Here is a 13,881-nt window from a genome sequence, read left to right as displayed (position 1 = left end):
CGCTGTGCCGGTGTCAGTTCGTTGTCAAGCACAGCTCGTTGACACAGGACAGTAGGTCGCAACCAACGCGTGTTCCAACGAACACGCCGAGCTTCCCTTTTTCTTTTGAGCCTATGTGATCATCGACCCCCCGGTGAAACCGGGGTGACCACCAAGGGTCGGACCGGAGCCTCGGCTCCGTCAATACCTCCCCCGCGCAATGAACTTACCGGATCAGCCGGACACCGCCGGGGCATCCGGCGCACTCACGTCGTAATTCGACGCCTTCCGGCCGAGCAGGGCCGTCAACACCCGTGCCTTGCGGGCGGTGTCCTCCGCGCTGCCCCAGCGAACCGTTGCGCCGGAGGCGAGTTGGAGGCGGATGTCGTCGTACGAATAGACCGTGAGCGAACCGGCCTGCTTCGCCACCTCCGACGGGAGGCCGGCGGCCACCGTGATCGCCGAACGGACCAGCGTGGGGCGGTCGATGACGGCCAGTGCGTCGTTGGCCGGCTGGCCGAGTTCGAGCGCCACCAGCGGTACGCCGCTCGGCGGCTGCGGCTCGGTGGCGAATTCCACACCCAGCGCGTCGACCTGGACGAACCGGCCGTCCTCGGCACGGATCGCCGCCACCGGTTGACGTTCCGTCACCTTCACCCGCAGCGTGTGCGGCCAGCCGCGCCACACCTCGACCCGGGCCACCCGGGGCACCTTGCCCACCAGTTGCTCGGCCCGGCCCAGGTCCACCCGGGCCAGCGGGCCGCGGGCGGTGGAGCCGAGCGCCCGCTCCACCTCGTCCTGGCTCAACTTACCGGAGTCCAGGCCCTGGACAGCCACCCGGCGGACCTCCAGCGCGGAGGAGAAGAACACCGTCCAGCCGAGCGCGCCGAGCACCAGGGCGCCGAGCACCGCCAGCACCAGCACGCCCCTGCGGGACAGTCGGAGCCGGGGCGGACGGGCCTCGTCGCCGTCCTCCCCGAACTCCTCCTCGTAGTCCTCGTCAGCCACGGCGGCGGCCGCCGCGGCCGGCCTCGATCGCCTCGTACACCATCTGCACCAGCAGGTCGTCGGCGTCCCGGCGGCCGAACTCGGCGGCGGAGCGCGACATCTCCCACAGCTTCGCCGGGTCGGTGAGCACCGGCAGCACGTTCTTCAGCACCCAGTCCGTGGTCAGGTCGGCGTCGTCCACCAGCAGGCCGCCGCCGGCCTTCACCATCGGCTGGGCGTTCAGCCGCTGCTCGCCGTTGCCGATCGGCAGCGGCACGAACGCGGCCGGCAGGCCGACCGCGGCCAGCTCGGCCACCGTCATCGCGCCGGCCCGGCAGAGCATCATGTCGGCCGCCGCGTACGCCAGGTCCATCCGGTCCACGTACGGCACCGCGCGGTACGGCGGCATGCCCGGGATGTCGTCGATGGTCGGCAGCTCGTTCTTCGGGCCGACCGCGTGCAGGATCTGCACGCCGTACTGCTGGAGCCGGGGCGCGATCGCCTGCACCGTCTCGTTCAGCCGGCGGGCACCCTGCGAGCCGCCGGACACCAGCAGGGTGGGCAGTCGCTGGTCCAGGCCGAAGTAGTGCCGGGCCTCCGCGCGCACCGTGCCGCGGTCCAGGGTGGCGATGGTGCGGCGCAGCGGGATGCCGATGTAGCGGGAGTCGCGCAGCTTGGAGTCCGGGGTGGAGACGGCCACGAAGTCGCTGTAGCGGGCGCCGATCTTGTTGGCCAGGCCCGGACGGGCGTTCGCCTCGTGCACCACGATCGGCACCCCGGCGCGCTTGGCGGCCAGGTAGGCGGGCATCGCCACGTAGCCGCCGAAGCCGACCACCGCGTCGGCGTTGACCCGCTCGATGACCTCCTGGGCGGCCCGCACGGTGCCGCGCAGCCGGCCCGGGACGGTGATCAGCTCGGGGGTGGGCTTACGGGGCAGCGGCACCGCCGGGATCAGCGCGAGCTCGTAGCCGCGCTCCGGGACCAGCCGGGTCTCCAGGCCGCGCTCGGTGCCGAGGGCGGTGATTCCGACGGACGGGTCGTGCCTGCGCAGCGCGTCCGCGAGCGCCATGGCCGGCTCGATGTGGCCGGCGGTCCCGCCGCCGGCGAGTACGACATGCACCGAAATTCACCGCTCCCTGCGCGTTGGCCCGGGGGCCTTCCGCGCTGTGGTTTTCCTACCTGGCACCACCCGGTCCAGGACGGACCCGAACCGGGAGTTGGCCCCTTTACGCCATCGGCGGGGCCGGGCAGCCAGCGCTGCCTTCGCCGCCGGGGTGCTGCGCGCGAAGCACAGCAGCAGCCCGATGGCGCACATGGCCGACAGCATCGCGGAACCACCGTACGAGAACAGCGGCAGCGGGACGCCCGCGATGGGCAGGAGTCCCAGCGCCGACCCCAGGTTGACCACGGCCTGAGCCATGATCCACGTGGTGGCGGCGCCCGCCGCGTACCGGACGAACGGGTCCGTGGTGCTGAGAGCCACACGGATACCCGCGTAGCCTAGTGCCGCGAAGAGCGCGAGCACGGACAGCGTCCCCACCAGGCCGAGCTCCTCGCCGGTCGCCGCGAAGATGAAGTCGGTGTGCGCCTCCGGGAGTTGCCCCCATTTCTCGACGCCAGCACCCAGTCCGGATCCGAACGGCCCGCCGGCGGCCAGCGCGTACAGTCCGTGCAGCGCCTGGAAGCAGTCCAGGTTGGGGTCCGGCTTGGTGACGCCGACGCAGGCCAGCCGGCCCAGGCGGTGCGGCACAGTGATGATCAGCGCGGTGCACGCGACCACCGCGATGCCCAGGGTGGCCGCGAACAGCCGCAGCGGCGCGCCGACCATCCAGAGCAGGCCGAACAGCATCGCGACCAGCACCATCGTGGTGCCCATGTCGCCGCCCAGCATGATCAGCATCATCAGCACGACGGTGCCGGGCACCAGCGGGATCAGCAGGTGCTTCCACTGGTTGAGCATGTGGGTGCGCTGCTTGCGGGCCAGCAGGTCGGCCGCCCACAGCAGCAGCGCGAGTTTGGCGAACTCGGACGGCTGGATCTGGAAGAAGCCCAGGCTGATCCAGTTCCGGTTGCCGTTGATCCGCACCCCGATGCCCGGGATCGCCACCAGCACCAGCGCGGCCACCACCCCGAACAGCAGCGGGTACACGGCGGTGCGCAGCACCTTCACCGGCGCCCGGGTGAGCGCGACGGCGATCGCCCCGCCCAGCAGCAGGGCGATCAGCTGCTTGCGGAAGAAGAACGTCATCGGCAGCCCGAAGTCCACCACCACGCTCTGCGAGGCGGAGAACACCATCACCAGCCCGAGCACCACCAGCAGCGCCGCCGAACCCAGGATCAGGTAATAGGGCGTCAACGGACGGGCCATCAAGTACCCGAACCGCTCACGCGCTGCGCGCACCCGCGCGACGGGTCCTGCGGACTTGAAGGTGGTCGTGGTCGCCGAGACCAGTCGCAGACGCGGCTGCTTCTCGCTGGGCGGCACGTCCGTCTCCTCGTCGTCGGGGGCGCCTACAGGGCGGGTGGAGCTGGCGGGCGGGCGCGAAATCAGGGGCGCGGGGAACTGCGCGACAAGCGCGAAGCCCGTCCGCCAGGTCGCGATCACGTGCAAGCCATTGTCCTGCATCGCGATCTTGCTGACGGGTGCCTTCCGCTCGGCGCAGTTCCCCGCGCCCCTGTTTTCGCGCTCGCCTGCCTACATGCTTCGAACGGCCGCCGCGAACATGTCCCCGCGCTCACCGTAGTTGGTGAACATGTCCATCGACGCGCAGGCGGGTGCGAGCAGGACGGTGTCGCCCTTCTGCGCGGCGGCGGCCGCCACGCGGACGATCTCGGCCATCGCCTCGGCGCCAGTCTTCCCGGGCGCGGGTTCGAACACCGGGACTTCCGGGGCGTGTCGCGCCAGCGCCTCGCGGATCAGCTGCCGGTCCTGGCCGATCAGCACGGCGGCCCGCAGCCGGGGGGCCGCGTCGGCGACCAGCTGGTCGAACGTCGCGCCCTTGGCGAGGCCGCCGGCGATCCACACCACGGGGCGGTAGGCGGCCAGCGAGGCGGCCGTCGCGTGGGTGTTGGTGGCCTTGGAGTCGTCCACGTACGTCACACCGTCGACCTCGGCGACGTGCGCGATGCGGTGGGCGTCGGGCCGGAAGGCGCGCAGCCCGTCGCGGACGGCCTTGGCGTCCACGCCGTACGCCCGGGCGAGCGCGGCGGCGGCGAGCGCGTTGGCGATGTTGTGCGGCGCCGGCGGGTGGATGTCGGCGACGGCGCCGATCTCCGCGGCGGCCCGGTCCCGATCGGGGACGAAGGCGCGGTCGACCAGCAGGCCGTCCACGACGCCGAGGTTGGAGATGCTGGGGGCGTCGAGGCCGAAGCCGATCGCGCGGCAGCCCTCCTCGACGTCGGCCTCGCGGACCAGTGCCTCGGTGGCGGGGTCGGCGAGGTTGTAGACGCAGGCGACCTGGTTGCCCTGGTAGATCCGGCCCTTGTCGGCGGCGTAGGCCTCCATCGAGCCGTGCCAGTCGAGGTGGTCGGGGGCCAGGTTGAGCACCGCGCCGGAGTGGACGCGCAGCGAGGGCGCCCAGTGCAGCTGGTAGCTGGAGAGTTCGACGGCGAGGACGTCGTAGGGCTCCTCGGCGAGGACCGCGTCCAGCACCGAGACGCCCACGTTGCCGACGGCGGCGGTGCGCTTGCCGGCGGCGGTGAGGATGGACGCCAGCATCTGGACGGTGGTGGTCTTGCCGTTGGTGCCGGTGACGGCCAGCCAGGGGGCCGGCTCGCCGGTGGCGGGGTGCGGGGTGCGCAGCCGCCAGGCGAGTTCGACGTCGCCCCAGACCGGGACGCCGGCCTGCTCGGCGGCGCCGAACAGCGGGCTGTCGGGGGCCCAGCCCGGCGAGGTGACGATCAGCCGGGTGCCCTCGGGCAGGGTGGTGCCGTCGCCGAGGCGGACGGCGATGCCCTGTTCGGTGAGGGCGGCGGCCTTGGCGTCCAGCGCGGGGCCGGTGCCGCCGTCCACGACGGTGACGTGCGCGCCGAGCCCGTGCAGGACTCGGGCGGCGCTGACCCCGGAGAGGCCGAGTCCCGCGACGACGACCGGCAGGCCGGCCCACTCCGGGTTGATCATCCGGTCACCCATCCCGCGTAGAAGAGTCCGAGTCCGACGGCGACGCACAGGCCCTGGATGATCCAGAACCGGACCACGATCAGGACTTCGCTCCAGCCCTTGAGTTCGAAGTGGTGCTGGAGTGGCGCCATCTTGAAAACGCGCTTGCCGGTCATCCGGAACGAGCCGACCTGGATGATCACCGAAAGGGTGATGATCACGAACAGGCCGCCGAGGACGGCGAGCAGCAGCTCGGTGCGGGAGACGATGGCCAGACCGGCCAGGGCGCCGCCGAGGGCGAGCGAGCCGGTGTCACCCATGAAGATCTTCGCGGGCGAGGTGTTCCACCACAGGAAGCCGAAGCAGGAACCCATCAGGGCGGCGGCGACCACAGCGAGGTCCAGCGGGTCGCGGACCTCGAAGCAGGACGCGGTGGCCTTGATCGCGTAGGCGCAGTTCTGGGTGTGCTCCCACAGGCCGATGAAGGTGTAGGCGCCGAAGACCATCACCGAGGCGCCGGTGGCGAGGCCGTCCAGACCGTCCGTCAGGTTCACGCCGTTCGACATCGCGGCGATCATGAAGTAGGCGAAGAGGACGAACAGCACCGGGCCGATCGCCCACTTGAAGTCCTGCGCGAACGACAGGTGCGTGGACGCCGGGGTCAGCCCGCGGCTGTCCTCGAACTGGAGCGCCAGGATGGCGAAGGCGAGCGCCACGAAGGACTGGCCGAGCAGCTTCGCCTTGGCCCGCAGGCCCAGCGAACGGCGCTTGACCACCTTGATGTAGTCGTCCAGGAAGCCGACCAGGCCCAGGCCGGTGGTCAGGAACAGCACCAGCAGGCCGGAGGCAGTGGGCGACTCGCCCGTTATCGCCTTGGTCGCGAAGTAGGCGATCAGGGTGGCCAGGATGAAGGCGATGCCGCCCATGGTGGGCGTGCCCTTCTTGCTGTGGTGCGCCTTGGGGCCGTCGTCACGGATGTACTGGCCGTACCCGTGCTTGGCGAGCAGCTTGATCAGGGCGGGGGTGCCGAGCAGCGTCAGCACCAGGCCGATCAGGCCGGAGAAGAGGATCTGCTTCACTTCGCGGCACCGTCCGCGAGCAGTGCCTCGGCGACCTTCTCGAGGCCGACCGAACGGGATGCCTTCACCAGGACCACGTCCCCCGGCCGCACCTGACTGCGCAGCAGCTCGATCGCCGCGTCCGCGTCGGACACCAGCACCGACTCCTCACCCCACGAACCTTCGTTTCTCGCGCCCAGTTCCATCCGGGCCGCCTCGCGTCCGCCGACCGCCACCAGCTTGGTGATGTCGAGCCGGACGGCGAGCCGTCCGATGGCGTCGTGCTCGTCGAAGCTGTCCTCGCCGAGCTCCCGCATCTCACCGAGCACCGCCCAGGTGCGGCGGCGCTCCGGGCCCTTGCCCGCCATCGTCGCCAGTGCCCGCAGCGCGGCCCGCATGGACTCCGGGTTCGCGTTGTAGGCGTCGTTGACGACGGTCAGGCCATCGGCCCGGTCGACCACCTCCATGCGCCAACGGGACAGCGCACCGGCTTCGCCGAGTGCCTCGGCGACGCGGTCGACGGGCATCCCGAGCTCCACCGCCACCGCAGCGGCGGCGAGGGCGTTCGAGACGTGGTGCTCACCGTACAGGCGCAGCTGCACGGGTGCGGAACCGGCCGGGGTGCTGAGCGTGAACTGTGGCCGCCCGGTGGCGTCCAGGCGAACATCGGTGGCACGGATGTGTGCGTCCGAGGATTCGCCGAACAGCACGACGCGGGCCTTGGTGCGGCTGCTCATGGCACGCACCAGCGGGTCGTCGGCGTTCAGCACGGCGACGCCGTCGGCCGACAGCGCCTCCACCATCTCGCCCTTGGCCTCGGCGATGCCCTCCTTGGAGCCGAACTCGCCGACGTGCGCGGTGCCGATGTTCAGCACCAGGCCGACGGTGGGCGGGGTGATGCCGGTCAGGTACTCGATGTCGCCCTTGTGCCGGGCGCCCATCTCCATCACCAGGTGACGGGTGGTCGGGGCGACCTGGAGGGCGGTCAGCGGGTGGCCGATCTCGTTGTTGTGCGAGCCCGCCGGGAAGACCGTCTCGCCGTGCTTGGCCAGCAGTTGACCGATCAGGTCCTTGGTGGAGGTCTTGCCGGCCGAGCCGGTGAGCGCCACGATCCGCACCTCGGTGGCGCGGGCGACCACGGCGCGGGCGAGCCGGCCGAGCGCGACGACCACGTCGTCGACCAGGATCGCGGGCACGCCGACCGGGCGGGTCGCGAGCACCGCGACCGCGCCGTCGGCGACCGCCTTGGCGGCGAAGTCGTGGCCGTCGACGCGTTCGCCGAGCACGCACACGAACAGGCCGCCGGGCTCGATCTTCCGGTTGTCGGTGACCACCGCGCCGGTGATCAGCGCGTCCGGGTCGGCCGCGTCCAGGGTGCCGTCGACCGCCTTCGCGGCCTCGGCCAGGGAAAGTGCGATCACCGGTCTGCCTCCATCAACTGCTCCATCGCGACCCGCAGTACCTCGCGGTCGTCGAACGGGCGGACCTCGCCCTTCACGTACTGCCCGAGCTCGTGGCCCTTGCCCGCCACGAGGACGGTGTCCCCGGCGTGCGCCCGGGCGACGGCAAGCGCGATCGCCTCGGCGCGGTCGGGGACGGCGAGCACCTCGGCGCGCTCGTCCTCGGGCACCTCGGCGGCGCCGCTCAGCATGGTGGCGAGGATCGCCAGTGCGTCCTCGGAACGCGGGTTGTCGCTGGTGAGGACGGCGGTGTCGGCGAGCCGGGCGGCGATCGCGCCCATCGGGGCGCGCTTGTACGGGTCGCGGTCGCCGCCGCAGCCGACGACGACGTGCAGCCGGCCCTTGGTGACCTCACGCAGCGAGGCGAGCACAGCGCTGAGCGCGTCCGGCTTGTGCGCGTAGTCGACCACGGCGACGTACGCCTGCCCGGCGTCGACCTTCTCCAGCCGGCCGGGCACGCCCGGGACCTGGGCCACCCCGGCGACCGCGGCGCCCAGCTCGATGCCGGCGGTGACCAGCGCGGTGATCGCGCCGAGCGCGTTGGCGACGTTGAACGGGCCGGGCAGCGGCACCGAGGCCTCGGCGCGGGCGCCGTCCGGGCCGAGCACGGTGAAGGTGGAGCCGGCCGGGCCGAGCTGGACGTCGACGGCGCGCCAGTCGGCTGCCGGGTCGCCCGCGGCGGAGAACGTGACCATCGGGATCTGGGCCTCGCCGGCCAGCCGGCGGCCGTAGGAGTCGTCGCGGTTGGCGACGCCGAGCCGGGCCTTGCCGGGCTCGAACAGCCGGGCCTTGGCCCGGTAGTAGTCCTCCATGTCGGGGTGGAAGTCGAGGTGTTCCGGCGTCAGGTTGTTGAACAGCGCGACGTCGTAGGCCACGCCGTCGGTGCGGCCGTACACCAGCGCGTGGCTGGAGACCTCCATGACCACCGAGTCGGCGCCGGACTCGTTCATCACGGCGAGCACCGCGTGCAGGTCGGTGGCCTCGGGGGTGGTGCGCTCGGACTTGATCCGCTCGGTGCCGACCCGCATCTCGACGGTGCCGATCACGCCGGGCAGCCGGCCGGCCCCGCGCAGGCCGCCCTCGACCAGGTACGAGGTGGTGGTCTTGCCGTTGGTGCCGGTCAGGCCGATCATCAGCATCCGCTCGGCGGCGGCCCCGTAGACCGCCGCGGCGAGCTCGCCCATCACCGCTCGCGGGCTGTCCACCACCAGCAGCGGCACGCCCGCGCCGGCGGCCAGCTCCGCGCCGGCGGCGTCGGTGAGCACCGCGACCGCGCCGGACGCCACCGCACCGGCGGCGAACGCCGCACCGTGGTGGTTGGCGCCGGGGAAGGCGACGTACACGTCGCCCGGACGCACCGCCCGGGAGTCGTGGGTGATGCCGGTGACGGCGGGCCCGTCAACGGGCGGCAGCCCGAGCAGCCGGGCCGCCTCGGCGAGGGGCAGCGCCGCAGCGCGGCTCGGACGAGGGGGACTCGCGGAGATTTGATCGGATTTCGGCACGGCCGGAAGGCTATCGGCCCCATGCCCCCCTGGGCCAAACCGGGCCCCGGTCGTGACGCTGCTCACATCGCGCTCGGCGCGCCGCGAAGTGTCGGGGGTGTCGCTCATCTCAGGGCTTCCAGTCGACGGGCAGGTTCGGCGCCTCGCTGCCGCTCGGCGGAACCTGGAGGGTCTTGAGGGTGAACTCCATCACCTGCTTGAACACGGGCCCGCACAGCTGCCCACCGAAGTGCCCGTTGACCGGGTGCTGGATGACGCAGGAGACCGTCACCCGGGGCTGGTCGGCGGGCGCGAAGCCGATGAAGGAGGCGGTGTACCCGGAGTACTTGCCGGTCTTCGGGTCCACCCGGTCGGCGGTGCCGGTCTTTCCGGCCACCCGGTAGCCCGGGATCTGCGCCTTGTTGCCGGTGCCCTGCTCGTCGGTGACGACGGACTCCAGCATCTCGGTCAGCGTCTTCGCGGTCGCTTCCGTCACCACCCGGCTCTGCGCCCCGGCCGGCGCGGGCGTGAACCGCCCGTCCGGGCCGGTGGTGCCGGCCAGCAGACTGGGCGCGACCCGTACGCCGCCGTTGGCGATGGTGGAGAACACCGAGGTGGCCTGCAGGGCGTTCACCGAGAGGCCCTGGCCGAACGGAATGGTGTACTGCTGCGAGCCGTTCCAGTCCTCCGGCTTGGCCAGGATGCCGCGGGTCTCCCCGGGGAATCCCAGCCCGGTGGGCTTGCCGATGCCGAACTTGTCGAGGTACCCGGCGAGCACCTTGTTGGACTCGGCCTGGGTGGCGCCCAGGTGTTCGGCGGCCTCGATGGTGCCGATGTTGGACGACTTGGCGAGCACGCCGGCCAGCGTCAGGTACCAGGTCTCGTGGTCGATGTCGTCGTGGAACACCCGGTCGGAGCGCTGCAGGGTGTTCGGCACGGTGACGTGGGTGTCCCAGTTCGCCGAGCCGGTGTCCAGCACCGCGGCCATGGTCATCAGCTTCGCGGTGGAGCCCGGCTCGTAGGCGTCCTGCAGGGCCGGGTTGCCGAGCTGGTCGGCGCGGGCCGAGGACAGGTCGTTCGGGTTGAAGCCCGGGGATGACGCCATCGCCAGCACCTGACCGGTCTTCACGTCCTGGACTATCACATAGCCCTTCTCCGCACCGGAGTTGGACACCTGGTCGGTGATGGCGCGCTGCGCCGCCCACTGGATGTCCGGGTTCACCGTCAGCCGCAGGTCGTTGCCGGGCACCGCGTCCTGCCGGCTGCCGCCGGCGGTGGCGACCCGGCGGCCCCCGGCCGAGGCGTAGGTGGAGTAGCCGTCCTCGCCGGCCAGCTGCTGCTGGTACTGGAGTTCCAGGCCGCCGGTGCCGGTGCCCTCGGCGTTGACGAAGCCGACCAGGTTGGCGGCCAGGCCGTTCGCCGGGTAGCTGCGCTTGGTCGACTGCTCCCAGAACACCCCGGCCAGCGGGTTCACGCAGGCGTTGTCGAGGAACTGCCGGCCGCCCTTCTCGGCGGGCTTGCCGAGCAGCTCGCGCTGGCCCCGGCAGTTGGCCGTGTCGGTCTGCCTGGCCAGCGAGGACTTCAGGTCGGCGATCTGCGCCTTGGCCTGCGGGGTCTGACGGGAGGTCAGCAGCGCGTACTGGCTCTTCGGGTTCTTCGCGTTCGGGTGCAGCGAGCCCGCCAGCTTCTCCTTCGACACGCCGAGGATCGGCGCGAGCAGCCCCGCGGCCTGCTCCGGGGCGTCCGGAAGGTGGGTCGCCTCGGGGGTGAACATGGTCGGGTCGGCGGTGATGTCGTACGCGTCCACGGTGGTGGCCAGCACGGTGCCGTCGGCGGCGGTGATCGAGCCGCGCTCGGCGGGCAGCTTCACCCGCACGTACTTGTTGGCGCCCGCGCCGGCCGCCAGCGCGTCGGAGTCCAGCAGCTGGAGCTGCACCAGCCGGCCCGCGAAGATCGCGAACACCAGGCCCAGACTGACCGTCACCAGCCGCAGCCGGCGCTTCGGATCGGCCAGCTTGATGGCCCGCGGGGCGGACGCCGGGCGGCGGCCCGGGGCGGGGCGGCGGACGTCGGGGCGCGGCCGGGGCCGGGCGGCGGGCCGGCGCTCCCCGTCGGACGGCCGCGGGCGGGCCGGACGGGCCGGGCGCGGCGGGGCGCCGTCGGCGGAACGGCGCGGCTCGCCGACCCGGCGGCGGGGCGCGGCGGGTCGGCCGCCGGCCGGCGGGGTGCGGCGCGGGCGGTCGGCGTCGCCTGGCGGGCGGCTCACCGCTGGGCCCCGGCCGGGGCACTGGCGGGCGGCGCGGGGGCCAGCTCGATGCCCGGGTCGCCGGAGCTCGGCGCCGCCGAGGGCGACGGCGAGCCGGAGGCGCCGCCGGGGCGCTGCCAGGGATCGGAACTGCTGCGCGGCACCGGCGGGTTGTCCTCGGCGGCCTTGGGCTTGCCGGTGACGCTGCCGTCGGCGCCGAGGAAGACCGGGGCGCCGCCGGGGACCATGCCGAGCTCGCGGGCGCGCTGCTCCAGCGCGTCGGGCGCGGACTGGGCGGCGATCTCCTGCTGGAGGGACTGCTGCTGGTCGGTGGCCTCGGTGGTCTGCTTCTTCAGCCGGGACATCGTGAACGAGCCCTCGTTGAGAGCGGTGTTGAGCATCAGCAGGCCGAGCAGCCCGGCCGACAGCAGAGTCACCACCAGCACCGCGAACGGGGCGCGCCCCCGCATCGAGCGTGCCCCGGGCCGGACGGTGATCCGTGCCCTGCCCCCCTGCCCGGGGACGCGCCCCCGGGTCCGCTCGCCGGCCACCGGCACCGCTCCACTCCCCTTCGTTCCGCTGCTCCCGGCGGCTGGCTACCTCCGGGTCTCCCTGATCCTCTCCGCCACGCGCAGCCGAACGGGTGCGGCGCGCCGGTTCTCCTCGATCTCCTCCTCGGTCGCCAGTTCGGCTCCTCGGGTGAGCAACTTCAGCCAGGGCTGGAGCTCCTCGGGGATCACCGGCAGGCCCGGCGGGGCGGTCGAGGTGGCCCCGGCCTGGAGGTATTGCTTGACCAGCCGGTCCTCCAAGGACTGGTAGGACATCACGACGATCCGACCGCCCATCGCGAGGGCGTCCAGTGCGCCGGGAATGGCCCGGTCCAGCACCTCCAGTTCGCCGTTGACCTCGATCCGCAGCGCCTGGAAGGTCCGCTTGGCCGGGTTGCCGCCGGTCCGCCGGGTGGCGGCCGGAATGGCATTCCGCACCAACTCCACCAGACGAGCGCTGGTGGTGAACGGTTCCTTCTCGCGTTCCCGCAGCACCGCGGAGGCGATCTTCCCGGCGAACCGCTCCTCGCCGTACACCTTCAGGATCCGGGCCAGGTCGCCGTGGCTGTAGGTGTTGAGGACCTCGGCGGCGGAGATGCCGCGGGTCTGGTCCATCCGCATGTCCAGCGGCGCGTCCTGGGCGTAGGCGAAGCCGCGGTCGGCCTCGTCCAGTTGCATCGAGGACACGCCGAGGTCGAACAGCACGCCCTGCACAGCGGGGATGCCGAGGTCGGCCAGCACCTGCGGGATCTCGTCGTAGACCGCGTGCACCAGGGTGGCGCGCTCGCCGAAGCGGGCCAGCCGCTCGCCGGACAGCTTCAGTGCCTGCGGGTCGCGGTCCACGGCGACCAGCCGGACCTCGGGGAAGCGGGTCAGCAGTGCCTCGCTGTGGCCGCCCAGGCCCAGAGTGGCGTCCACCACCACGGCGCCGGGCGCGGAGATCGCCGGGGCGAGCGCGTCCAGGCAGCGCTCCAGCATCACCGGAATGTGCCGGGGGTTGGGGCTGTCGGTACTCATACGGGGGCGGGGCCCTTCCTCAGGTGCAGGTGTGGCCCCGCCATTCTCGCCTACCGGCCCGCCGGTTCCGCACGCCACCCGTGGTCCCCGCCCGCTCGCTCGGGGGAAGGAGCGACCGCCCGGCGCCGGGGAAGGTGCGCCAGGTGGGCACGGAGCGGGAGGAGGCCGCAGGCTGCGTACGGGCCGGTGGGCCCGGTGCGGAGAGCGGCCGGGCGCCCGGTTGCCGGGTGCCTTCCGCCGTGCTCCACTGCGCCGCCAGACTATCGCCCACGCCTCGCCAGTCAACGCTCCGCGACGGCGCACCACCCGCCCGGCCGTATCGGTTTGCGCAGGTCGGACCAGTACTGAGGGCCCCCAACCGGACGGGGCGCGGAACGCTCCGGGTGCGCCGGTCGAACCGGGTCGAAGCCGTCCGAAGAGGGCTGGTAAAGGCTTTCGCAGGTGGGCCCCGCCGCCCGCGCGACCCCACTACCGTCGTCGCCATGGCACCTGCTCCCGGCACCGACCGGCCGTCCGAGACCGACCGCTTCGTGGCAGCCAACCGCTCCTACGCCGAGACCTTCCGGGACGGCGGCATGGACGCCCGTCCGGTTCGCAAGGTCGCCGTGGTGGCGTGCATGGACGCCCGGCTCGACCTGTTCGCCGCACTCGGCCTGGAACTCGGTGACGCCCACATCATCCGCAACGCGGGTGGCGTGGTCACCGACGACACCATCCGTTCCCTGACCATCAGCCAGCGCGCCCTGGGCACCCGCACGGTGGTGCTGATCCACCACACCGGCTGCGGACTGCTCGGCCTGACCGAGGACTTCCGGCACGAACTCGAGCGCGAGGTCGGCCAGCGCCCGCAGTGGGCGGTGGAGGCCTTCAGCGATCTGGACGGCGACGTCCGCCAGTCCATGCAGCGGGTACGGACCTCGCCGTTCCTGCCGCACCGCGACGACGTGCGCGGATTCGTCTTCGACGTGCACACCGGGCTGCTCCGCGAAATCCGCTGAAACCGTTCG

11 protein-coding genes are annotated in these 13,881 nt (G+C 72.5%); 1 reads left to right on the top strand and 10 read right to left on the bottom strand.

What is annotated here, in order from left to right:
* Positions 1-213: 213 nt before the first annotated feature.
* The 10 genes from ACIHEI_RS24030 to rsmH all read right to left on the bottom strand — a co-directional run bounded on the left by ACIHEI_RS24030 (position 214) and on the right by rsmH (position 12,874).
* On the bottom strand, positions 214-987 hold the full coding sequence (locus ACIHEI_RS24030) for a cell division protein FtsQ/DivIB (RefSeq protein ID WP_387861134.1): 774 nt from the start codon (positions 985-987) through the stop codon (positions 214-216).
* Positions 980-2,086, bottom strand: a complete 1,107-nt coding sequence (gene murG, locus ACIHEI_RS24025; protein ID WP_387643796.1) for an undecaprenyldiphospho-muramoylpentapeptide beta-N-acetylglucosaminyltransferase — start codon at positions 2,084-2,086, stop codon at positions 980-982. Before murG ends, ACIHEI_RS24030 begins: the two co-directional genes overlap by 8 nt.
* 6 nt (positions 2,087-2,092) lie before the next feature.
* Positions 2,093-3,334, bottom strand: coding sequence for a putative lipid II flippase FtsW (ftsW, locus tag ACIHEI_RS24020; RefSeq protein WP_392955733.1), 1,242 nt, complete (start codon positions 3,332-3,334; stop codon positions 2,093-2,095).
* Positions 3,335-3,661: 327 nt separating this feature from the next.
* Positions 3,662-5,098, bottom strand: coding sequence for a UDP-N-acetylmuramoyl-L-alanine--D-glutamate ligase (gene murD, locus ACIHEI_RS24015; RefSeq protein WP_392955642.1), 1,437 nt, complete (start codon positions 5,096-5,098; stop codon positions 3,662-3,664).
* Positions 5,083-6,144: a phospho-N-acetylmuramoyl-pentapeptide-transferase gene (gene mraY / locus ACIHEI_RS24010; protein ID WP_396608040.1), complete on the bottom strand. Its 1,062-nt coding sequence runs from the start codon at positions 6,142-6,144 to the stop codon at positions 5,083-5,085. Before mraY ends, murD begins: the two co-directional genes overlap by 16 nt.
* The gene (gene murF / locus ACIHEI_RS24005) at positions 6,141-7,544 is read right to left on the bottom strand and encodes a UDP-N-acetylmuramoyl-tripeptide--D-alanyl-D-alanine ligase (RefSeq protein ID WP_392955646.1); all 1,404 of its coding nucleotides are present in this window, start codon (positions 7,542-7,544) and stop codon (positions 6,141-6,143) included. The genes mraY and murF overlap by 4 nt, the downstream gene beginning before the upstream one ends.
* Positions 7,541-9,193, bottom strand: a complete 1,653-nt coding sequence (locus tag ACIHEI_RS24000) for a UDP-N-acetylmuramoyl-L-alanyl-D-glutamate--2,6-diaminopimelate ligase (RefSeq protein ID WP_396608039.1) — start codon at positions 9,191-9,193, stop codon at positions 7,541-7,543. Before ACIHEI_RS24000 ends, murF begins: the two co-directional genes overlap by 4 nt.
* A gap of 1 nt (position 9,194) precedes the next feature.
* Entirely contained in the window at positions 9,195-11,330 is a 2,136-nt protein-coding gene (locus ACIHEI_RS23995; protein WP_387643780.1) for a peptidoglycan D,D-transpeptidase FtsI family protein, read from the bottom strand.
* Positions 11,327-11,779, bottom strand: coding sequence for a septum formation initiator family protein (locus tag ACIHEI_RS23990; protein ID WP_387643777.1), 453 nt, complete (start codon positions 11,777-11,779; stop codon positions 11,327-11,329). The genes ACIHEI_RS23995 and ACIHEI_RS23990 overlap by 4 nt, the downstream gene beginning before the upstream one ends.
* Before the next feature lie 126 nt (positions 11,780-11,905).
* Positions 11,906-12,874 carry a 16S rRNA (cytosine(1402)-N(4))-methyltransferase RsmH gene (rsmH, locus tag ACIHEI_RS23985; protein ID WP_387643775.1) on the bottom strand — a complete coding sequence of 323 codons (969 nt, stop codon included), beginning with the start codon at positions 12,872-12,874 and terminating at the stop codon, positions 11,906-11,908.
* Positions 12,875-13,356: 482 nt separating this feature from the next.
* Here rsmH and ACIHEI_RS23980 point away from each other — a divergent pair, with 482 nt between their 5' ends.
* A complete protein-coding gene (locus ACIHEI_RS23980) occupies positions 13,357-13,872 on the top strand; it encodes a beta-class carbonic anhydrase (RefSeq protein ID WP_387643772.1) in 516 nt (171 codons plus the stop codon).
* The last annotated feature ends 9 nt before the right edge of the window (positions 13,873-13,881 follow it).

This window comes from Kitasatospora sp. NPDC051984, assembly GCF_044593455.1.
GTDB lineage: Bacteria > Actinomycetota > Actinomycetes > Streptomycetales > Streptomycetaceae > Kitasatospora.
Note: the sequence above shows the minus strand (reverse complement) of the source record. Positions and strands in the feature narration are given on the sequence as shown.

Coding starts and splice junctions, on each gene's coding strand:
- ftsW (WP_392955733.1), bottom strand. CDS start 3,334: ATGGCCCGTCCGTTGACGCCCTATTACCTGATCCTGGGTTCGGCGGCG.
- murD (WP_392955642.1), bottom strand. CDS start 5,098: ATGGGTGACCGGATGATCAACCCGGAGTGGGCCGGCCTGCCGGTCGTC.
- ACIHEI_RS24000 (WP_396608039.1), bottom strand. CDS start 9,193: ATGAGCGACACCCCCGACACTTCGCGGCGCGCCGAGCGCGATGTGAGC.
- ACIHEI_RS23990 (WP_387643777.1), bottom strand. CDS start 11,779: ATGCGGGGGCGCGCCCCGTTCGCGGTGCTGGTGGTGACTCTGCTGTCG.
- rsmH (WP_387643775.1), bottom strand. CDS start 12,874: ATGAGTACCGACAGCCCCAACCCCCGGCACATTCCGGTGATGCTGGAG.
- ACIHEI_RS23980 (WP_387643772.1), top strand. CDS start 13,357: ATGGCACCTGCTCCCGGCACCGACCGGCCGTCCGAGACCGACCGCTTC.